Genomic DNA, 22,309 nt, shown 5'->3' with positions numbered 1-22,309 from the left:
CCCACCTCATTAAGATTATACCGCTTCGTTATCGAGTTCGCCGGTTCTAATGCGAACGCTTTTTTCGACGTTGGAAACAAAAATCTTTCCGTCGCCGATTTTACCCGTACGGGCACTTTTTACGATGACGTCGATGACTTTATCGACCAGCTCGTCTACGACGACGACTTCAATCTTGATTTTCGGTAAAAAATCGACGACGTACTCGGCACCTCTGTAGAGTTCCGAGTGACCTTGTTGGCGTCCATAACCTTTGACTTCACTGACCGTCATACCCGTAATATCAAGTTCTGCTAGCGCATCTTTGACGTCTTCGAGTTTGAAAGGTTTAATAATAGATTCTATTTTTTTCATCTTCAGTCCTTCTTATCTTAAGTTAAAAGCTTTTTCGCCGTGTTCGACTTCATCTAAACCTTGAGATTCGGCTTCGGCACTGACTCTTGCACCGCCCGTGAGGATCGAAGCGATTTTAAAGACTACTGCCGTTACGATCGCCGTATAGATGATAGTGACGACAACGCCTTCGACTTGTACGAGCACTTGACCTGCATTACCGTAAAGTAAACCTGTTCCTAGTTCGTTGACTTCAGGGTTTGCAAAAATACCGGTCGCAATCGCACCCCAGATACCCGCAACACCGTGGATACCGAATGCATCGAGCGAATCGTCGTATTTAAGAGCTTTTTTAAGTCCGTTAACACCGTAAAACGCTACGATACCCGCAACGACGCCGATCACTAATGCACCTGCCGTATCGACAAAACCTGCCGCCGGCGTAATGGCGACAAGACCTGCTACGATACCCGAAGCGATACCCAAAAGCGTGAATTTTTTATACGTAACGTATTCAACAAGCATCCATGAAAATGCCGCAACCGCCGCCGCCGTGTTGGTGACCAAGAAAGCACTTGCCGCGATACCGTCCGCTCCAAGCTCGCTACCGGCGTTAAATCCGAACCAACCGAACCATAGCATACTTGCACCCAAAACCGTTAGCGTTACGGATGAAGGGAACATCGCTTTACCGTAGTCGCTTCGTTTGCCGAGCATTAAAGCCATAACAAGACCCGCAACACCCGCATTGATATGAACAACCGTACCGCCGGCAAAGTCTAAAACACCGTCAGCCGACAAGAAACCGCCGCCCCATACCCAGTGTGCAATCGGTGCGTAGCATGCAATAATCCAAAGTGCCGCAAAAACGATCCATGTCGAAAACTTAAGTCGCTCGATGACCGCACCGCTGGCAAGCGCTACGGTAATGCCCGCAAACGTCATTTGGAAGGCCGCAAAAAGAAGTACGGGGATATTTCCGGTTGCCCAAAGGTCCGTCACCTTAATACCGCTTAAAAAGAAGCTATCGAAACCGATAACGCCGCTGATGTCCGTACCGAAAGCTAAGGTATAACCGCAAACGACCCAAACGATAGAGGCGACGATATAGCCCATAACGCTCATTGCAATCGTGTTAAGCAAGTTTTTAGAGCGAGCCATACCGCCGTAAAAAAGTGCTAAACCCGCAGGGGTCATAAACATAACGAGCGCCGTCGCCGTTAAAACCCATGCCGTATTACCGACGTCTAAAGTCGGTGCCGCTTCAGCCGCTTCGGCTGCCGCTTCTTCTGCCGCCCACAATGTTGATAACGGCAACATAGTTGCAAGAGCAAGTAGTTTACTTCTCATTGATTCCTCCTAGTAGTGTTGAACTGATGAAATTGTATCACTTAGCGGTTTTTAATCTATGCATTAAAATGATTAAATTTTAACCAGTTAGCTAAAATGAGGCTGAGGTTTCGGTTCGCCATGATGCTATACGTTGCTAGACCTCTTAAAAAACGCAAACCATCCTCCGTCGCGAAAGAGTCTTCTTGTGAAAAAAACACCGAGCATAGCTTTTAGCCTTGGCGACTGATCAATTTTCGCCGAAGTTTGTTGTTATTGTAACGCGAATACGAAGGTTTTGAAGCACGCTATTAAAACAAAACGGAAAAAGATATAATGCGCTTTTAAAAAAAGGGGTACATGTAACCGAATGAATACGCTATTGGGGCTATCGATCGTACTTTTTTTTCTTTCGTTGTTGACGGCAAGGCATAAGGTTTACAAACCGCTACATGCTTTTTTCTCGACGCTGATGATCTTTGTTTATTTAGTGTTGAGCACCTTTTATATCGTATCGAATTATTTTACGGGCGAGGGTATCAACGACGCCGTTTTATTTCATCTTCGCTACGGGCTAGACGGTTCAGGATATGCTGATTATTATTTAATCATGGGTGTCGGCGTCGTCTTGTTTATGAGCAGTTTGGTATTGTGCATCGTTTATTACAAAGCGTTGCAAAAAGAGTCTTCGCAACGTTATGTCCGTTTCAAACGCATCGTATCGGCTTTCGCACTTTTCTTGGCATTTGCGATTCATCCGAGCAGTCGGTTCTTAGCCGAAACGTTTTTGAAAAGCGTCGGCGTGGAAAATCCTTTAAGTATGGTTTACCGTTTTAGCGATTATTATCGAGAGCCGAGTCTGATAGCTTCGAGCGAAGAGCATCTGAATTTGGTTTACATTTTTGCGGAGAGTTTCGAGGAGACCTATTTTGACGAAACGATTTTCCCCAATTTGGTCACGAAGCTTCGCTTGTTGCGCGAAAAAGGTTTAGTTTTCACTCAAATCGAGCAAGCGCACGGAACAAGTTGGACGATCGCCGGAATGACGTCCGTGCTGTGCGGTCTTCCTTTGGTCACGCCGAGCACGAATCTCTATTCGCCTCAGGGTAATTCCATGTCGAAAATGAGTTCGTTTTACTCGGGTGCGACGTGTTTAAGCGATATGTTGCATAAAGAAGGGTACAAACTGATCTATCGAAGCGGATCGCCCTTAGAATTTGCGGGCGTCGACAAACTGTATCGTACGCATCGTTTTGAAGACGTAAAAGGCGATAAAGAGCTCAAACCGCTCCTAAAAACGCCAAGTTACCAAACGCCTTGGGGTTTGTTTGACGATACGCTGTTGGACATTGCGTTTAACGATTTTAAAAAGTTTTCCAAATCCAAACAAAAATTTGCGATGTTCCTTTCGACGATGGATACCCACCATCCCTACGGACACGTATCGAAAAGTTGTGAGGCGCAACGCTATAAAGACGGGAGCAATTCGATGCTCAATGCGGTGACGTGTTCGGATGAATTGCTGGCACGGTTTATTACGCGCATTCAAGAATCGCCGTACGGGAAAAATACGCTGATCGTCATCGGTTCGGATCATTTGGCGATGCACAATATGGCAATCGACGACTTGATGAAAGGGACGCGTCGCGATCAATTCGTTATTTTAGATCCCCGTATTACGGAGCCTAAAACCGTCGATAAAGTCGGATCGACACTCGACATCGGCGCGACGATTTTACCGTTTTTGGGCTATGACGCGCAGTTGGGACTTTCGCGAAACCTTTTAAGCGACGAACCCTCTTTGGAAGCTTCTTTCGAGAGTTTCGATGCCGTTTTAAGCGCATGGTCGCATGAGATCAGCCGCTTTTGGGAGTTTCCGAAAATTGAAGAAGACCTTGTTCTCGGGAGTACGACGCGAGCCGTTAAGATCGGAAAAAGTACCTACAAATATCCCGTCTTGCTTCGTTTGAACGAAACCCTTGAGGTCAGCCCGTTCTTTGAAGTCAAAATCAAATTTTTCGAAACGATGAAGCTCTTTAAGTATCTGCAAGAGTTTCAAGACAACGATCTTTTTTTATGGATCGATCAATGCTCGCGTATCGGGGTTTTGAGCGATGCTAATCAAAGCGTTAAAGGTAAGTATTGTTACGCTCTTGGAAAACTCGGCGGCGAAATGCTCGTTGATGCGCTCAAAAACGATACGACGATACCTTTAGATACCTTACAAAAGATGCTCGAAATCCCATCCGGCGAACCCTTGGCAAAGCCTAGAAGAGAACGATTGGAGCAGATTAAAGAGAAGTAATCAAACGCGCTTGCGAGAAAAGAACCATCGATCCGCGTAAAGATTGACGACGAGTCCCGTGACGATCAAAGCGGCGGCAAAAAGTTTCCACAAGGGAAGGGCTTCTTGGAGTAAAAGTGCCGAAGAGGTAAATCCGACGACGGGAACCAAAAGCGTAAACGGCGCGACGGTCGTGGCGGGATAGCGACTCAGTAACCAACTCCAAATCCCAAAGCCGAAAAACGTGACCGGATACGCAAGATAGGCAAGGGCGGCGATACTTTTAAACGAGAGGTGCGTGAACATCTCGGTATGCCACAGATGCGATTCGAAACAATAGGCTAACACTCCTAAAAACGGAAGCGAAATAAAACTTCCCCAAACGACGAGTCCCAACATATCGACGTGACCGATGCGCTTGGAAACGAGATTGCCGATCGCCCAGGAAAGTGCGGCGCATTCGACGAAGAAAAGCCCTAAAAGATTGACGTCGCCTCCGGTATGAAAGCCGACGAATACGATACCGAAAAAGGCGATAGTCGCTCCTAGCACTTTTGCGGGCGTCATTTTTTCTTTAAAGACAATAACCGCCAAAGCCGCGGTAAAAAAGACTTGCGTTTGAAGGGCCAGCGAGGCGATTCCCGAACTGACCCCGACATACATTCCCGAAAATAAAAAAGCAAAATCAAGCACGAACATACTTAATGCATACGCTAAAAGCAGTTTCCACGAAGTATTTTGAGGCTTTTTAAAGAAAAATATCCACGGAAAAGCGACGCACGAAAAGCGCAAGAAGGTCAGCAATAAAGGAGGAATTTCGCGAAGGGCGACTTGAATAACCACAAAATTCACACCCCAAATGACGACCACGCTTAGCGCTAAAAGGCTCTCTTTAATCGGCATCAATCAAACGCTTAACGGTTATTGACGGCAAGTTTGACGCCAAAGGCAATGAGCGCAAAACCGGCAAGTTTGGTCGCCAACGTTCGCGCAAAAGGAAAGGCTTTCAACCGAAGAGCCAACGCGTTACCCAAAAGTACCAAGAGCGTTTGATAGATCAAACTCATCATACTGACGTGAACCATCATCGCGATCAGCGTGACATGTGAAGCGTCTGCTTTGAGAAAAAGCGGGAAAAACGCAACGAAAAAGAGCATGACTTTTGGGTTGGTGATGCTGACGAAAAAGGCTTGCTTCAAATAGATCCAAGCGGATTTTTTCGGCTCTTGATGTGCTTTTTCCGGCGTTATTTTCGCACGAATCAGCCCCAAGCCGAGCCAACACAAATACAAAGCACCGAAGTATTGAAGGCATTCGAATAAGAACGGATTTTGTTGCATCACTGCCGCAAGTCCGGCTAAAGCGGCTACCATAAAAACAAAATCGCCGAGCAAGGTTCCAAAAACCGCTCCAAGCCCCGCTGAAATGCCGTTGCGTGCGGTTGCGTTTAAGATAGCGATCGTTCCTGCTCCCGGAATCAATTGAAAGACGATGATGGCACCGATAAAACCGACGTAGTTTTGAATCTCGAACATACTCTAGCCTTTTAGTGGGATGATGGGTACGATTATACACTGATTTTCATCGATCGTTTGATGAATTTTCGTCCTATTTATATCCCATCGGTTGATTTATAATCAAGCGTTCTTGTATTTTTAGGGTTGGTGATACGGTAAATACTTTGCGTTAAAAGGACGGATATGAGCGTTAATCTTCTCTTAATCGGGGCAAATGAAGCAACGACGCAAGAGCTAGTGTCTTTGGTCGATGCCACCTTATCGACGACGGCGGTGTATCAAAAAGCTACATTAAGTAACTATCAAAATTTCGACGTTCAACAATTTGATTTGGTGGTCTGCTTTACCAATCGTTACGACGAAATGGTTAAAAAATACGGCAAAGAGATCGTCGTGGCGGTCGAATTTGTTCCTCCGACCGATTTTTTCGTTGCGGTGAGCCGTATCCAAGCGGGCGAAGAGGTCGTGATTTTCAATAACAGCACTTCCGGAGCGAACGTATTATTAAAATTTTTAAAATTCTACAAACTCGACCACGTCACGTATCGAATCGTTGCGTTTGAAGAGTGCACGGAGAGCGAAACGAAAGAGGCGTTAAGTCGGGCACGCTACATTATCGGAACGGACGGTTACGTCTCAAGCGGAAAAGCACTTTACAGCAAATACCAACACTACCTTCTTCCTGACGTCGTCGTGATTCCGAGTCCTCCGCGTTCGGCGACGGCGGAGAGCGTCAGTGCTTTAGCGCAAGTCGTTACGGCGATCAATAACGATAAAGCTCTTAAAGAGGCTCGGGATATTTCGCACAAATTGGCAGAGCAAACCAAGGAGATTTCGGGCATTATCCAAAGTGCGTCCCAATCAATCGAAGATACCGCCAATACGATCGTCGTCGTCAACGATAAATTGGCGGCCGAAGTCAAAAACGTGCAAGTCACGAACGGCATGGCAAAAGATTTGAGTTCGGCGGTCGAGCAAATCGGTACGATTACCACCGCAATCAAATACATTGCGAGCGAAACCAACCTTTTAGCCCTCAACGCTACTATCGAAGCCGCACGTGCGGGAGATCACGGACGCGGTTTTGCGGTGGTTGCGAGCGAAGTGCGCAAGCTTTCCGATCAAAGTAACAAATCGACCGATAATATTCGCGTTTTTATTATGGACGTGCAAAAAGTGGTCGATCAGATCGTTCCGGCGTTGCAAAAAACGGTGGACGAGATTATCAAGACGCAAGCCGAAGTCGAGCGCATCAGCATCGCCGCGCAAGAAGAGAGCAAAGCGATGAATGAGATTATTCAAAAGCTTCAAGTTATCGTCAACGTTTCGCAAGAGCTCAATACCGCGGAAAATACGCATTTTCATTAAAAGTTTTTCGAGAGCTTAACTTTGAAATTTCCCCAGTTCGTTTTTAAGGCTTTCGGTCATCCCGTGAAGGTGTTCGGAAGCCTGAGAGACGTTTTTGATACTTTGTACGTTTTCGTGTGAAAGCGTATTGATCTTATCGATTTCTTCAACCATCTTTTTAACTTTTTGAGCATTGTCGATAAAGCGTCCGACCGATTCTTTGGTATGGTCGATCGTTTCGGCGATGATAGTATCGATGTAGCCCATACCTCCTTGAAGCTTTTGGGAAACTTCGGCTAAACGGTGAACTTCTTGCGTGTTGGACGCGATATCGCCGTTGGCGTCCAAGATCGACTGAACGACGACGTTAATCGTCGCGTCGATTTCGACAAGGCTTTTTTGCGTACGCTCGGCTAGCTTTCGCACTTCATCGGCAACGACGGCAAAACCGCGTCCGTGCTCTCCCGCACGTGCGGCTTCGATGGCGGCATTGAGGGCTAAAAGATTGGTTTGATCGGCTATATCTTTGATGATAATCAGCACGTCTTTGATCTCATGGGTATTTTTACTGACGGCTTCAAGCTTTTGTGCCAAATAGTACTCTTTCTCAACGGTCGTTTTCATCGTCTCTTCGAGTTGTTCGACATGAAGCTTGACGTCTTGAATGTCGTGTTGCGTTTGCGTCAGCTTCTTTTTTGACTCTTGCGCTAAATCGACGGAATTTTCCAACGTTTTTGAAATGATTTCGCCGTCGTGTTTCGTTTGCGCGATAATCGACGATTCGGTGGCGACGTTGTGTAAGACGGCTTGTGCGGTGCGTGAGAGTTCCTGCGAAATCGAAGCATTTTCATGGCTGATGGATTTGGACGTCGTCACGATGTCGTGTAGTTTTTCGATAAACGTATTGATATGTATCGTTACCTCCGCAAACTCGTCTTTTCCTTTCACTTCCAGTCGTTGGCGTAAATCCGCATCGTTGCTTGAGAGTGCGGATGCAATCGTTCCCAACCTGCTTAACGGGCGTAAAAGTGCTTGCGTCGTTAGCACGATGACGACGAGGGAAGCGCACAGCATAAGCGTCGCGATGATCAGAAGCTTTTGGACTTGCGCGTTTAAAAAGGCATAAGAGTTGGCTTTGTCGTAAGCGATGCCGATACGCCAGCCGCTTTTTTCAGACCTTGCGTAAGCGTACAATTTTTCTTTTCCTTCAAAGGAATAATCGACGATACCCTCTTTTTGCTCTCCCAATTGTGCGCTTAACGAAGGCGCAATACTCTCAAGTGCGACGCCTACATGTTTGGGATTTGGATGTGCCGCGATAATGCCTTTGGTATCTTGCAAAATGCCGTAGCCGCCCTCAAAATCGATATGCGAAAGGGCATGCGTGAGGTTCTCGAGTAAAATATCCGCACCGATGACGCCGACGAATTTTTTCGTATCGTCAAAAATCGGGCTCATCACGGTGACCATCAAGCGTGTATCGGTTGCACCGCGGTAAACATCGCTGATGGCGGTTTTTTGCGTCTGTTTGACATGAAGATACCACGGGCGTTTTCGAGGGTCGTAACCTTGCGGACGTTGTTTTTCGCTTCCCCAAACCATATCGCCGTTTTCAAAGCCGACGTAAGTGTCAAGCGCACCGATGGTTTTAGTCGTTTCTTGAAGTTTTTGTACCATTTGATGATAGCTAATGAGATCGATGTCGTGAAAAAAACGTGCGGCACTTTCGACGTCGTTTTGCTTCGTGGCGATCAGAAGATCAATATAGTCGGTAAACGAGCGAGCCGTGGAGCGCAAACTCGACGTGATCTGGCGAATACTGTTTTTTTGAGTGTCTTGGTAGCTAAAAAGTCCGAAAGAGAAGAGACATACGGCTATGAGCAGTGAGACGACAAGCATAATTTTCGTTTTAAATCGCACGGAAAACCTATCCTTTGGAAAGCAAAATCGACGTTCATTGTAACTTCAAACGACTACGATTTTATTACATGTCAAACCTTGAAATTATAAAAATTTTATTAAAAGAATGTAGGCTTTTTCAGCGTGTAAGTATTAAAAAGTTGTTGTGATATTACTGTTTCCAAAAGATTTTGGAAATAAACATCTTCTTAAAAATAATATTTTTTGTTGAGATCACTTTATTTCTATGTGTCAGACAACTTATGACACAGTAAGTTAGGGATAAAAATATTTTTTACACGCTAAACATATTTTATTTTATACATATCATCGCCCGTAAACAGTGGTATTGCGTTTATCGAATCCTTTGCCATTGATCTCATAAAGGACATCACTTTTTTTAATGCGATAGACTTGTGTATTGGTATATTTTTTTGTTTGATCTTTATCGGATGCGTCTTTTAACGTAGAAGTATTCACTTCATCTGCTGGTTGGAAGTGAAAATCTTTGAATGTATAAGTTTTATTATGGTCTTTATTGTACCAGTAAATTGTATTGTTATAGTCAATGGCTGAAAGAGATATATTATCATCAACAAAAAAAATAGGAGATCTTTCTCTTACAATGTACTCATCGCCAATACTGTTTAAAATGAAAAAAACATTAGAAGTGATATTCCTATCTTTCATATTGAAGAAATTTGTGTTTTGAATAAACTCTTCTTTGAAACGAAGTTCTGCTGGGTAGTAGCCAAGTTTTAAATTTGCAAAAGGTGCTACAACGAGAGGGTTTGGGCGACTATAAAGTGAAGAGATATATGTAAATAGAAAAAAGCTTATAAAGAATAAAAGCAGTACAGAATGAATGGCAGTTTTCAAATATTTGTTTTTTTGACGTAGAGTTTCGTTCTGTTTAAGAATCAACACATTGGCTACAAGGATGGTAACATAGACTAATGCAACTGAAATATAATATGTTTTTTTATCATCGTCTATATCAACATTGAGAAATGAATAAACCAACATAATTGCAATACAATATATGCCAATAATATACATGTAAAATACAGATTCCCCTAGATTGAGTTTATAAAAGGGTTTGCTATGAAGCATTTGATAGATGAGAGGAAAAAGAAAAGCTAAAAGTAACCATATTTTATTGACACATATAATTGATAATATCAAACTTACGGCAACAAGTAAAGTGGAGTAACCGAAAAATAGGTGTTCTTCATTATTCCAACAGCATAAAAGACAAATTCCTAGAGCAATAAAAGCTCCTAAGAGCAGTGCATTATGAAATGGTTCTTGTCCAATTTCATAATATACGAAGATAGCAAAAAAAGGAATACTTATATAGCGAAAAAAGAGTTGTAAAGGTTTAATATGATTTGCTTTTTGTGAAAAAGTAAATGCCAAAGAACTGGGAAAAACCATCAAAAAAGTAAAACAGCCAATCATCACAAATGCAATACTACATGTTGCAATTAAGAGTCCAAGAAGTTGAGAAATATCTCCCAATGCAGGTAATCCATTCGCATAAAGAGTAAAATAAAACATACACAAAATAACTCCACCAGTTAAAGAAGCATGGTAAATAATTTTAAATACATCTTGGGTGGTTGTTAACGGATTTTTATCCACAGACTTTTTAGGAAAATTATTGACTGAAATTATTCGAGGTGTTTGCATCAAGACTCTTTTTTGATTTATTATAGCATTACCAAAGTTTCGATACCATATAGCATGTTATAACACACTAGGAATTCGACTTGGCAACACTTCAAGAACTGATCAACGAAAAAATTTTAGTCATCGACGGTGCGATGGGCACACAGATACAAGCTTTGCAGATTGAGCCTGAACTTTGGGAGGGCAAAGAGGGCTGCAATGAGCTTTTGAACGTTACATGTAAAGATGCCATTTCAAAAATTCATCGCGGTTATTTGCTTGCAGGCGCGGACATCATCAAGACCAACACCTTTGGTGCATTGCCGTGGGTTTTGGAGGATTACGGCATCGGTGAGAGAGCCTATGAACTTGTCCGTGCGGGCGTTGCTATCGTTAAAGAGGCGTGTGCGGAGTTTTCAACGCCTGAAAAACCTCGCTTTACTGCCGCGGCATTTGGTCCGGGAACCAAGCTACCCTCTTTAGGGCATATCGGTTACGATGAGATGTATCAGGGCTACAAAGAGGCGGCACGCGGAGCCGTGGACGGCGGGGCGGATCTGTTCCTTATCGAAACGGCACAAGATCCGCTTCAAATCAAAGCCGCCCTTCACGCCATTTTTGATGCTCAAAAATCTTTACATGTAAAGCTTCCCGTGATGGTTTCGGTCACCATTGAACTTAGCGGAACGATGCTTATTGGCACCGACGCAACCACAATAGCGGCGATCTTAGAACCCTTTGACATCTTAAGTCTGGGTTTTAACTGCGGTACAGGACCTGAGCAGGTTGAAAAGCATGTCAAAACGCTGAGTTCCGTTTGGAGCAAACCCATCAGTGTGCATGCCAACGCGGGACTTCCGCAAAACCGCGGAGGGTACACGTTTTATCCGATGGGACCTCGCGAATTTGCCGAGCTTCAAGAAAAGTTTACCGACATCGCGGGTGTGGCGATCTTGGGAGGGTGTTGCGGTACGACGCCACAACACATTTTAGAGCTCTCCAAACGCGTGGAGGGCAAAAAACCGCTTCCTCCTACAGGAAGCATGCCTCGCTCCATCGCATCGCTTTTTGAAACCAGAGCACTCAAACAAGACCCCGCACCCTTTTTGATCGGTGAGCGAAGCAATGCTACAGGGTCTAAAGCGTTTCGTGAGCTTTTATTGGCGGAAGATTACGATGGAACACTGAGTGTCGCACAACAACAAGTACGAAGTGGAGCACATGGCATCGACGTGAGTGTCGGCTTTGCAGGACGTGACGAGATCAAAGATACCAAAGAGGTGATAGGGCGTTACGTGCAAAAGATTCTTTTGCCGCTTATGCCCGATACCACGCAACTACCTTCCTTAGAGTGCGCGTTAAAACTGATCGGTGGAAAGCCCATCATCAACTCGGTGAACCTAGAAGACGGCATCGAAAAATTCGATAAAGTCTGCTCTCTAGCCAAACGTTTTGGTGCGGCACTCGTGTGTTTGAGCATCGATGAGCAAGGTATGGCAAAAAGTAAAGCACAAAAAGTAGCGATTGCCGAGCGCATTTATGAGCTTGCGACCACACGACACGGCATTCACCCCGAAGATTTGGTGTTTGATCTTCTCACCTTTACCGTGGGCAGTGGCGATGCGGAGTACCACACCGCGGCGATTGAGACTATCGAGGCGATTCGTGAGTTTCACGCACTTCATCCTGAAGTAGGCTTCGTACTCGGTGTTTCGAACATCTCGTTTGGTTTAGCCAAACACGCCCGTGAATACCTAAATTCCGTCTTTTTGCACCACTGTGTGGAAGCGGGTTTAAGCATGGCGATTGTGAATGTTAAAAATACGCTTCCGATGCACAAAATCAGCGATATTGATAAAAAAGTGTGTGAAGACTTACTCTTTAATCGCCGAGAAGAGGGTGACCCACTTTTTAAATTTATCGCGCATTTTGAAGGTGTGGTGGAGAACAAAGACGAGAGTGACGCGGCGTACCTTGCGATGAGTACGCAAGAGAAGATTTCAACCTTGTTGATCGACGGCGATAAAGAGCGTATGCTCACATTATTACCGACGGCTAAAGAGGAGATCGCTGCGGAAGTTATCGTTAATGAAACCCTTATCGATGCGATGAAAGTGGTCGGTGAGCTTTTCGGAAGCGGAAAAATGCAACTGCCTTTTGTGTTGCAATCAGCCGAAGTGATGAAAGCTTCGGTCGATTATCTGCAACCTTTTTTACCTAAAACCGAAAAAAATACGACCACAACGCTCATTATCGGAACCGTTAAAGGCGACGTGCATGACGTGGGTAAAAACTTGGTCGACATCATCTTAAGCAACAACGGTTTTAAAGTCGTCAACATCGGCATCAAAGCCGAGCTTGAACAGTTTTTGCAAGCGCTCAAAGAGCATAATGCCGATGCGATCGGTATGAGCGGGCTTTTGGTGAAGTCCACCAACGTGATGAAAGAAAACTTAGAAGCGATGCAAAAAATGGGCATCAAAATCCCCGTGATCTTAGGCGGTGCGGCACTGACGGACAATTTTGTGGAAGAGTTTTGCCGCCCGATTTACGATGGACCGATTTATTACTGCAAAGACGCGTTTGAGGGCATAACGGCAATGTCGCGCATCGAAGCAAAAAACTACGACACCTCCTTTAGCCGTGTTGTCTTGGAAAACAGTGTCAATCGCGCCACCAAAGAAGCCAAACCAATGCCTCCGTTTCATGAGCTTAAAATGCCAAGCCGCGACATCAAAATCCCGACACCGCCGTTTTGGGGCAGACGGGTTTTAAAGACCGATGTCAAAGAGTTAGCCTATTCGTGGATCAACCACAAAATCCTTTTCGCACAGCGTTGGGGCTACAGCGGTAAAGGGCAAAGTAAAGAAGAAAAACAAAAGCAGCTTGATGAGGTGCTTTACCCAACCTATGAGCGTGTCAAAGCAGACATCGAGCGTCTTGGACTGTTTGAGCCGACACTCATCTACGGCTATTTCCCTGCGCGCTCTTTTGAGAATAAGCTCTACCTTTTCGACGAGAGCGAGGGCTATTTTAGTGAGGAACAAGTGTGTCGTGAGAGCATCGAAGAAGCGAGCAAGCGTGCTATCAAAGTCTTTGATTTTCCGCGTCAAAACCGCGCTCCGTACCGCGCTTTAAGCGACTTTATCAGTCCTTCTCGTCACGATGTTTTGGCGTTGACGTGCGTCAGTGCGGGAGCGAAATTTTCAGCGTATGAGAAAGAGCTTTACGATGCTGGCAATTTTACCGAATACTTTTTCGTGCACGGACTCGGCGTGGAGCTTGCCGAAGCGTTGGCGGAGATCGTCCACAAGCAGATACGACTTGATCTTGGCATCGCAGAGCATGAGGGGCATAGCTTGCGTGATGTACAGATGAAACGCTACCACGGATGTCGCTACTCGTTTGGCTACCCCGCGTGCCCAGCCTTGGAAGATACCAGAGTCATTTTTGATCTTCTAAAGCCTGAGGAGTTTGGCATCGAGCTTAGCGAGACGTTCCAAATCCACCCCGAACAAAGTACGACGGCGATCGTGATGCACCATAAAGAGGCACTTTACTTCAACGTGTAAGAGGAGTTTTTCATGGCAAAAGTGGTGATATTTTCAGGAGCAGGCATCAGCGCGGAGAGTGGACTCTCCACGTTTCGCGACGCGGACGGGCTGTGGGAAAAGTACCGCATCGAAGAGATCTGTCAAGCAGGGTGTCTGTCTTGGAACAGGGAAAACACTCTGGCATTTTACGACGCAAGGCGCGAACAATTAAGCGCGGTTGAACCCAATACGGCGCACCATTCCATCGCCAAACTGCAAGCAAAATTCCCCAATGACATCGCCATCATCACCCAAAATGTGGACGATCTTTTCGAGCGAGCAGGCTGCAAGGATGTTTTGCATTTGCACGGTTTTTTACCGCGCCTTCGTTGTGAAGAGTGCGGAGTAACGCATTTAATCGGCTATACCAAACAAGAGAGAACTTTTACATGTAAAAACTGTGGCGGTTCCTTTCGCCCCGACATCGTCTTCTTCGGCGAAGCCGCTCCCATGTACGAACACCTTTACGATGCGATGGAAGATTGCCAGTTTCTAGCCATCATCGGTTCAAGCGGAAATGTCGTAGCGATGGACCATTTTGCTTTACATGTAAAGCATTCCATTCTCAATAATTTAGAGAAAAGTGATGCGATTAACGAGCGGGTTTATACGAAAGTATTGCATCAAAAAGCGACTGAGGCGGTGGATGAGATTGTTGAGGATGTGGAGAGGTTTTTGCGAGAGTGAGAATTGACTAAAACTCACATTGATTTTTAAGAAATGCTTTTGTATGATAAACTACTCTTATGAAATATGCTTTAAGAAGGTTCTAATGTTTCAAAAATACTTATTTTCTTTATTTCTTTTGTTAAGTACATCTGTTTTTGCTGATAGCAATACAAAGTCTCAAGAATATTTAAAAAGTAATGAAGCTCATTTATTAATTCAAAGTGGCAAATCAGTTACTTGTGAAGACTCACAAAGTGGGAAAAAATATGTTTTAAATAAACTTCAATTTGTTTTTCCCGCAGGAGGAATGTATTTTTATAATGTTGGCAATGAACCTATTACGACAGAAAAATGTATATTGACTAAGTAATTAGTAAACCAAGATTATAAAGGGCTACTTTAGATAGCTTTCTAGCTCATAATTTCTTAAGATATTTTACAATTTTTATCAATAATTTTTCTACACTGCTCTTTAAATTTCGGCAAAATATGCCTGATAATCCACTCAATAATAGCAAGATTCACACCTTCGTAATCATGTGCGATGTAATTTCTTACATCGTAAATGCCTTTAATATCGTCAGCTTCAAAATATTCAAGAAAGGTGTTGTTAGAAGATTTTTTGATTTTGTCGAATTGTTCGGCGATGGACGTAAGGTGCATCAAAATAGCGGGGCGATAAATCGTTAAGTCGTGTAAAGCGTTGGTGATAGAGCCAGCATTTTTAACGATTTCTTCAATGTATTCTATTTTTTCAAGAATGAGATAGATTTTGCTAATGCTCTCTTTAGACATAAATCGTTCTATCAATAATGAATTTTTTAGCGGTTTTGCCCATGCCTGTTTTATCGGCTAAATCAACAGAAATTCCGAAAATAGAACTCATCTCTTTTTTGATTTCTTCGATGCGCTCAATTGACTTGATGCCGTAACGTTCGACAAAAGAAGGTTTGGCTTCGATGAGAATATCGATGTCACTATCCTCATCTGCTTCATCACGAGCGTATGAACCAAATAAGCCCTCTATAACGAAGCCCTCAGATAGATAATGATTTTTCATGCTTTTAAGCTGTTGAAGAATGGTTTCTTTTTTCATAAAAAAATTATAGCGAAGATTGAGCGCTTTGTGAATTGTATATTAAGAAGAATGTGGATATAGCTTATTTTGGGATTAATACTTCTAAAACTTATACACCTCTTCGAGTCGACAAATATACTAAACGTGAGTGCTTCTTTTGAATCTAAGAGGTTTTACATGTAAAAACAAAATCATAAATAATTTGACTCTATGTTATAATCACATTAAAACCAAAGGAGGATGTATGACAAAGCAACACATACTTGATTATCTTTCCATGCATAAACCTGAGTTTCAAAAAAAATACGGTGTGGAAGAGATCGGTTTGTTTGGCTCGTATGCACGCGATGAAGCCAAAGACGATAGTGATGTCGATATTTTTGTGAGTATGCAAGCAAAATTTGACAACGTGATGGGTTTAAAATATGATCTTGAAACTTCCTTGCAAAAAAAAGTCGATTTGATGACGAAACATAAATACATGAAGCCTTTTTTGCTTCAGATGATTACGAAAGATGTGATATATGTCTGATCGAACCTTGATGGTATTGTCAACGCTTGAAGATATCGACATGTCTATCGATATGGTCATCGAGCGATTTAAAGCCATTAAAACGGCAGATGATTTTCTTTCCAGTGCCGAGAATATCGAAAAATTAGACAGTATCGCCATGCGTTTACTGGCAATCGGTGAAGGTTTAAAAAACATCGACAAATTGACCGATGGGCAACTACTACCACGTTATCCAAGCATTGAGTGGAAAAATATCAAAGGACTTAGAGATGTGTTATCGCATCATTATTTTGATATTAACGCTGAAATATTGTTCGATGTATGCTCTTCCAAACTTGGTGAATTATCGAGTGTTGTCAAACTAATGAGCAAAGATTTAAAGGTGTGAACTCTTTTAAAACACTCAATATCTTAATAAAAAAACAGGGCTAAATTTTTAACTTTACAAAATTCTCTTTACATATAAGGCAAAACAGTCCTTAAAAATCTCAAAAACCTCAATTTTTGCTACAATATACAATACCTTTGTTTGATAACGTTTCTCAACTTAGGATGAATTGACTTTGAGGTAGTTTTGTGGATGAAAATTCGGTTTTACATGTAAACTCTTTTGATCTGTTGCAGATCGCTCAAACGATGGCGTATCCTTTTTCGCGTGAAAATTTTATGGCGAAAATCAAGCCTGAATTAGGGGAGGGATCGTTCATATGGTACAACCTTGGTAACGGCATTGCGGCGTATACGTATGCATACACGTTATACCAAGATACGATAACGTCGTTGTATTCAGATATTCCCGGTGCCGTGTTGGTGTTCAATCTCGGCGATGAATTTACGCATGCGTTTAAAAACGGTGCGAAGTATGCGATTAAGAAAAATAGTTTTTTTATCGGATTTTCTTCTGATGCGTTTCATGTGGAGATGCAAACGCTCAAAGATAGGGAGTATCGTACTGTCTCGATTGGTATTAAAGAAGCGTTACTGGGGCATTTGATTTCTAATTACCGTGAAGTGCATCAACGTATGGAGTCAGAAGCAAATCAAAACGGTTATGCGATTTTAGAAGGCGGCGAGATCGATCGACGGCAGTTTGAAATTTTAGAAGCGTTTCAGACCCATGAAATGGACACAAACCTTTTAAACGTGCTTCATTTGGAAGCGCATATTATGTATTTGGCACATTATACAATCGAGCGTTTGATGAGTACGATGCATAAAATTGCCGATTTTTCGCTCGATATAAAAACAATCCATTCATTGGAAAAAGCAAAAAATATTATTATAAACGAGTACGACAAAGAGCTTTCCATTAAACAAATTGCCTATCGTTCAGCGATCAATGAGTGTTATCTCAAAAAAGATTTTAAAGCGTATTACGGCATGACGGTCTATGCGATGCTTCAAAAACAGCGCTTGAATGTTGCAAAAAGCTTGCTTCAAAGCAATCAGAGTGTGAAAGAGGTGGCGTTTAAAGTCGGCTATAAACATACGGGAAATTTCAGTAAACTTTTCACAGAACACTTTGGTGTTACTCCGAGTATCTACCGCAAACGACATCGTTAAGTTCTTTTTTTCCTCTTTGTGGCGTTTTTTTTCCCTTTTGTGACTTTTGTTTATTGATAATCGTCATCATAAATGGCACACTTCCTTCATCAAAAAAAAAGGATAGTGATGTCACACAATACATTTTGGCAAATCAGTCTTGCAACATGCTTATTTCTTCCTTCTCTTGCTTTTTCGGACACCAATGCGACGATTCAGCTAAACGAAGTGACCGTTTCGGGCGAAAAAATCGAGCGTTCGTTGCAAGAAACAACAACGGCAGTCAGTGTGTTCCAAACGGATCAAGTCGATACGGCAGGGGCACACTCGGTGTACGACGTAGCGTCGCATGTGCCCAATATGATCAATAATCCTTCCGATATTCCCGTTATTCGAGGTGTTAACGGAGCCGGTGCGGCAATCGGCGGCTTTTCGATGCTCTCAGGTTCTCGTCCTCGTATTAGCACGAGTGTGGACGGTATCAGCGAAGCATGGAACGGGCAACGTTATTTAGACATCGGTTCGTGGGATATTGAGCAGGTTGAGGTTCTAAGGGGCCCTCAATCGACCACACAAGGACGCAACAGCATCGGTGGTGCGGTCGTCGTGACGACCAAAGATCCAAGCTTTGAACCTGAGGGTGCGGTTCGTATCGGATACGAAAATCAAGACGATAAAGCACTGGTTGCGGCGATGATTTCAGGTCCTGTTATAGATGATGTTTTGGCACTGCGTTTAAGCGCTGAGGGCGTTTACGGGCATAATTTTATCAATTACCAAAATTATGCTAATTATTGGGATCCTTCTGATGTTAAGCAAGGAAATGTTCGTGCAAAAGCTCTATGGCTACCTCAAGATGTGGATGGACTGATTGTCAAAGTTTCGGCATCGCATCGTGCGAGTGAGGGTGGTCATATGAATGAGATTATGCCAAATTCAGCGATTTCTGATTATGCATTTCGTCTCTCGTCTTCCAATCTTGTACGTTACAACGATTCCACCAACGATACGTTTAGCACCGATGTTGAGTACGCTATCAATAATGATCTTAAGCTTTACGTTTTAGCCGGTTACAACAGTACCGAAACGAAGACCAAACAAGCACCGACAGCCATGAATTTGGACATCGACGAAAAAAGTGAGACGTTAGAGACTCGTTCAGTGCATGATCCAAAAGACGGACTTTTAACGAGTATGGCAGGACTTTATTTCTACCATCGTGCACAAGATATGTTAGTGACAGACCAAATCAAGATGAACGGTGATGATGACATTACGGCGTTAGCATTTTATACGGAAGAGTCCTTGCATGTTAACGATAAATTTGACATTATTTTCGGTGGTCGTGTGGAGAGAGAGGAACAAGAACGCGACGTAACGTACATGTCAAAACCAATGAATGCCGATGTTGCCGAGACGATGTTTTTACCCAAAGTCGGCGTTAATTATAAGCTTACACCCGAACATAACGTAGGCTTTACCGTGCGTAAAGGTTACAGTCCAGGTGGTGGCGCATTGACATGGGATACGTATGAGTATTACGAATATGATAAAGAAGAGGTATGGACGTATGAAGCCACGACACGTTCTTTGTTGCTCGATAAAACGCTGACCTTGAATACCAACCTTTTTTACAATGAGTATAAAGGCTATCAGGGGATTGCGGGTTCGGGTTACGGACAACGGTTTATCAATATACCCGAGGGCGAAAGTTACGGCTTTGAGGCTGAGACGATTTACCGTATAACGTCTGATTTGGAACTTCAAGGTGGCTTTGGTCTTTTACGTACAAAAATAACAGAAGCGGATGCTAACAATTACGCCAAAAAAGGTAATGAATTTAACCACGCGCCGCATTTTACGGGAAGCCTTGGCTTTAAACAACATTTTATGTCCGGCTTTTTCGTTGGCGGCGACTTAAATTACGTCAGCGAATACTACACCAACGTTACCAATACCGAAGCATATAAAGCGGGCGATTATACGCTTGTCAATTTCAATGTAGGATATGAGACGAAAGCGTATACGATTCGAACCTACCTTAAAAACGCATTCGACGAAGACGTACTTTATAATTACCGAGGAACGTTTCGCCAAGTCGGTCAACCACGCACCTTTGGCGTGACGTTTGATTACCGATTTTAAGGGAAGCCTTGTCAATGAATCTTTATCGCTATTTAGCCACGCCTGAGCCCAACGGTAAAAAAATAGGGCTCTTTCGCATCATCACCGCCATCTTTGGCGGTCTGGTGCTTTCGTACCTTAGTTTGTGCGTTTTGGTTGCTTTTGATTCGCCTTTCAAAAACGATTTTGCCGTGATCGCGCTTTTGTACAACACCTTGGCATGGGCGGCAGTCGCTTTGTGGATCGCCTTAGCGCCTACCAAACTTAGCGCACTGCTTCGCTTTGTGCTTCCCACCATGATCGTTGTGGGCATTTTAGGATGGCTGTATGAATGAGATCAACGCATCCAAATTATGGAAACAACGCCTTTTAAGGCTTCATGCCGCACTGGGTATGGTGGTTTCACTGCTCATGTACATCAGTGTTTTCTTTGGCATTTTTGCCATTTTTCTACCGTATTTACAAGTGTGGGAAAAACCATCGCGTCATATTGAAAGGACAGATGTGACGCAGATTGATTATGAAACCATGCTCAATCAGGTTTTAGAAGACCCTAATTTTCCCAAAAACAACCTGCTTATCACACTTCCCGGTACGAAAGGTGAGACGGCGTTGAGCATTTCGCATCGTTTTAGTGTTCCACGTTTTTTCAATCCCATCAGTGGTGAAATAATCCAAGATGAAGGCGCGCAGTCACAATTGGCATTTTTTTTAAATAGACTCCATTTTGGTAAAGTGCTGGATTTTGACAAAGAGCTTTTTGGAGTCGCCTTTAGCTTTTTTGGGCGTTTGCTCTTTGGTTGTATGGCTGTGGGTGTGATGAGCATCGTCATCTCCGGCGTTATTTTGATCATCATCTTCTCCTACAAGAACAAAACCAAAACGCTGCAAGCACTTTTTTCACGTTTACATGTAAAGATTTTTACGTGGGTTTTTCCTATCTTTTTACTGATTACACTTAGCGGTGCTTTTATGAATCTCTCGCTTCTAAGCTCCGTCCCGATGGCAAAATTGGCTAGTGGCGGAAAAGAGAGCCGCATCGATGCGATCATCGGTCCCGTGCTGTTTCCCAAAGAAGAAGCGCGTATCGCTTCTGGTGAAACAGCACCCATGCTACCGATTAAGACATTAATCGAAAAAGCGCAAACCCTCAATCCTCAGATCAACTTTCAGCAATTAAAGCTGGTCAACTGGAACGCTACAAATGCCCAGATCGAGCTCAAAGGGTACGATGTTACCAAGCCTTTTTTAAACGGTGGTGCCTTTAATAAGCCGAGTTTAACCCTCAGCGCAGTCGATGGCTCACTTATCTCAGAGCAAAAAGCACTGGATCGTTCGTGGAGCGTTTTCTTTGCGGAAGCGACCTTTTTTCTTCACTTCTTAGCAGGCGTGGATATCATTAACCGAACGTTAGTGGCATTGGTCATGGTCGCATCTGCTCTGGCAATCGGCTTTGGTGTGATGTTGTGGCTTGAAAAACAGGCGAAAAAGTTTGATGAACGCATTCCTTTTTACCACTGGATGGCAAAACTCTCTTTAAGCATCATGGTCGGCGTCATTCCCGCCACGGGCGTGCTTTTCGTGTTGCAATGGCTTTTACCGTTTGATCTGAGTGATCGGCTTTTATGGCAAAAAGGGCTCTTTTACAATGCGTGGCTTGCAACGCTGTTTTGGGCGTTTTACCGCTTCAACACTTACCAAGCCGCCAAAGAGTTTTTAGCCTTAGGCGGTGCGTTGTTTATCGGCTCGGTTTTTCTGCACTGGTTTATGCTAGGATTTTTCCCTTTTAGCTCTATTTTAGGGGTTGATCTTTGGCTTTTAGCGTTGGGAAGCCTGCTGCTTTGGAGTGCACGAAAATTGCCGTGTCAGTCTGAAGCAATACAATCATTTTGGATTAGAAAAAAGGAGAAAGCATGAAAAAATTTATGGTGTGGGTGATGGGATTGATGGTGCCAACGCTTATGTGCGCGCATACGCTTTTGTTACATGTAAGCGACAATGACGATGACACGATCAGCATCAAAGGCGAATTTAGCACAGGTGAGGGTGCTTCTGGAGCTTTGGTGAAACTGCAAGCCTTAGGCAGCCAAGAGATTTTACTCCAACAAAGACTGCCCGATAGCAGTGTACTTGTTTTGAACATCCCTAAAGTGCCGTACGAGGTGATTTTAGATGGCGGTCCTGGGCATCAAGTCACGCGTAAAGGCATCGCCCCTAAAACTGGGTTTGAAAAAACAGCCACCAAAAGTGAACCGGTTTCTCCCACAAAAGCGATGAGCCAAAGTGTACCACTCGCCCTTAGCGTTTGCCTCGGCTTGGCATTTGTGCTCTTGGGTGCGACGCTGTTTATCAGCATTTACAACACCAACCGACTGCTTAAAAAGCTCAATGCTGCAAAATCGTAATGTG

At 43.6% G+C, this 22,309-nt stretch carries 20 protein-coding genes; 12 read left to right on the top strand and 8 right to left on the bottom strand.

Going from position 1 to position 22,309, the window contains the following annotated elements:
- Positions 1–15 precede the first annotated feature (15 nt).
- Positions 16–354, bottom strand: coding sequence for a P-II family nitrogen regulator (locus tag OA34_RS04740; RefSeq protein ID WP_025345241.1), 339 nt, complete (start codon positions 352–354; stop codon positions 16–18).
- Positions 355–366: 12 nt separating this feature from the next.
- On the bottom strand, positions 367–1,683 hold the full coding sequence (locus OA34_RS04735; protein ID WP_039672933.1) for an ammonium transporter: 1,317 nt from the start codon (positions 1,681–1,683) through the stop codon (positions 367–369).
- A gap of 349 nt (positions 1,684–2,032) precedes the next feature.
- Here OA34_RS04735 and OA34_RS04730 point away from each other — a divergent pair, with 349 nt between their 5' ends.
- Positions 2,033–3,967 carry a sulfatase-like hydrolase/transferase gene (locus tag OA34_RS04730; RefSeq protein ID WP_039672932.1) on the top strand — a complete coding sequence of 645 codons (1,935 nt, stop codon included), beginning with the start codon at positions 2,033–2,035 and terminating at the stop codon, positions 3,965–3,967.
- Here the strand turns inward: OA34_RS04730 and OA34_RS04725 are convergent, their stop codons facing one another.
- A complete protein-coding gene (locus tag OA34_RS04725) occupies positions 3,968–4,849 on the bottom strand; it encodes an EamA family transporter (RefSeq protein WP_039672930.1) in 882 nt (293 codons plus the stop codon).
- 11 nt (positions 4,850–4,860) lie between these two features.
- The gene (locus tag OA34_RS04720) at positions 4,861–5,481 is read right to left on the bottom strand and encodes a LysE family translocator (protein WP_039672928.1); all 621 of its coding nucleotides are present in this window, start codon (positions 5,479–5,481) and stop codon (positions 4,861–4,863) included.
- Positions 5,482–5,646: 165 nt separating this feature from the next.
- Here OA34_RS04720 and OA34_RS04715 point away from each other — a divergent pair, with 165 nt between their 5' ends.
- Positions 5,647–6,831: a methyl-accepting chemotaxis protein gene (locus OA34_RS04715; protein WP_039672926.1), complete on the top strand. Its 1,185-nt coding sequence runs from the start codon at positions 5,647–5,649 to the stop codon at positions 6,829–6,831.
- Between the two features lie 15 nt (positions 6,832–6,846).
- On the opposite strand, the gene OA34_RS04710 is transcribed toward OA34_RS04715, so the two are convergent.
- Both OA34_RS04710 and OA34_RS04705 read right to left on the bottom strand, forming a co-directional pair.
- Positions 6,847–8,730, bottom strand: a complete 1,884-nt coding sequence (locus tag OA34_RS04710) for a methyl-accepting chemotaxis protein (RefSeq protein ID WP_039672924.1) — start codon at positions 8,728–8,730, stop codon at positions 6,847–6,849.
- A gap of 306 nt (positions 8,731–9,036) precedes the next feature.
- Positions 9,037–10,401, bottom strand: a complete 1,365-nt coding sequence (locus tag OA34_RS04705) for a hypothetical protein (protein ID WP_039672922.1) — start codon at positions 10,399–10,401, stop codon at positions 9,037–9,039.
- Positions 10,402–10,481: 80 nt separating this feature from the next.
- On the opposite strand from OA34_RS04705, the gene metH reads away from it, so the two are divergent.
- From metH to OA34_RS04690, 3 genes are all read left to right on the top strand, one after another.
- Positions 10,482–13,952 (top strand): methionine synthase, encoded by a 3,471-nt coding sequence (gene metH / locus OA34_RS04700; protein ID WP_039672920.1) that lies wholly within the window; start codon positions 10,482–10,484, stop codon positions 13,950–13,952.
- 12 nt (positions 13,953–13,964) lie between these two features.
- Positions 13,965–14,660, top strand: coding sequence for an SIR2 family NAD-dependent protein deacylase (locus tag OA34_RS04695; protein WP_039672918.1), 696 nt, complete (start codon positions 13,965–13,967; stop codon positions 14,658–14,660).
- Positions 14,661–14,745: 85 nt separating this feature from the next.
- Positions 14,746–15,012, top strand: coding sequence for a hypothetical protein (locus OA34_RS04690; protein ID WP_039672916.1), 267 nt, complete (start codon positions 14,746–14,748; stop codon positions 15,010–15,012).
- A 56-nt stretch (positions 15,013–15,068) separates the two neighbouring features.
- Here the strand turns inward: OA34_RS04690 and OA34_RS04685 are convergent, their stop codons facing one another.
- Entirely contained in the window at positions 15,069–15,437 is a 369-nt protein-coding gene (locus tag OA34_RS04685; protein WP_039672914.1) for a HepT-like ribonuclease domain-containing protein, read from the bottom strand.
- A complete protein-coding gene (locus OA34_RS04680; RefSeq protein WP_039672912.1) occupies positions 15,430–15,738 on the bottom strand; it encodes a nucleotidyltransferase family protein in 309 nt (102 codons plus the stop codon). The genes OA34_RS04685 and OA34_RS04680 overlap by 8 nt, the downstream gene beginning before the upstream one ends.
- Before the next feature lie 226 nt (positions 15,739–15,964).
- On the opposite strand from OA34_RS04680, the gene OA34_RS04675 reads away from it, so the two are divergent.
- The 7 genes from OA34_RS04675 (at position 15,965) to OA34_RS04645 (ending at position 22,305) form a co-directional block, all read left to right on the top strand.
- On the top strand, positions 15,965–16,252 hold the full coding sequence (locus OA34_RS04675; protein WP_039672910.1) for a nucleotidyltransferase family protein: 288 nt from the start codon (positions 15,965–15,967) through the stop codon (positions 16,250–16,252).
- Entirely contained in the window at positions 16,245–16,622 is a 378-nt protein-coding gene (locus tag OA34_RS04670; protein WP_039672908.1) for a HepT-like ribonuclease domain-containing protein, read from the top strand. The genes OA34_RS04675 and OA34_RS04670 overlap by 8 nt, the downstream gene beginning before the upstream one ends.
- A gap of 188 nt (positions 16,623–16,810) precedes the next feature.
- On the top strand, positions 16,811–17,797 hold the full coding sequence (locus OA34_RS04665; RefSeq protein WP_039672906.1) for a helix-turn-helix domain-containing protein: 987 nt from the start codon (positions 16,811–16,813) through the stop codon (positions 17,795–17,797).
- 108 nt (positions 17,798–17,905) lie between these two features.
- Positions 17,906–19,921 carry a TonB-dependent receptor gene (locus OA34_RS04660; protein ID WP_039672904.1) on the top strand — a complete coding sequence of 672 codons (2,016 nt, stop codon included), beginning with the start codon at positions 17,906–17,908 and terminating at the stop codon, positions 19,919–19,921.
- A gap of 14 nt (positions 19,922–19,935) precedes the next feature.
- On the top strand, positions 19,936–20,235 hold the full coding sequence (locus OA34_RS04655) for a hypothetical protein (protein ID WP_039672903.1): 300 nt from the start codon (positions 19,936–19,938) through the stop codon (positions 20,233–20,235).
- A complete protein-coding gene (locus OA34_RS04650) occupies positions 20,228–21,817 on the top strand; it encodes a PepSY-associated TM helix domain-containing protein (RefSeq protein WP_039672901.1) in 1,590 nt (529 codons plus the stop codon). Before OA34_RS04655 ends, OA34_RS04650 begins: the two co-directional genes overlap by 8 nt.
- On the top strand, positions 21,814–22,305 hold the full coding sequence (locus tag OA34_RS04645) for a hypothetical protein (RefSeq protein WP_039672899.1): 492 nt from the start codon (positions 21,814–21,816) through the stop codon (positions 22,303–22,305). The genes OA34_RS04650 and OA34_RS04645 overlap by 4 nt, the downstream gene beginning before the upstream one ends.
- Positions 22,306–22,309 lie beyond the last annotated feature (4 nt).

Origin of the sequence: Sulfurospirillum sp. MES, assembly GCF_000789415.1 — a bacterium.
In the GTDB taxonomy this organism is placed as follows: Bacteria; Campylobacterota; Campylobacteria; order Campylobacterales; family Sulfurospirillaceae; genus Sulfurospirillum; species Sulfurospirillum cavolei.
The sequence above is the reverse complement of the archived record's forward strand: the minus strand, read 5'-3'. Positions and strand labels throughout refer to the sequence as shown.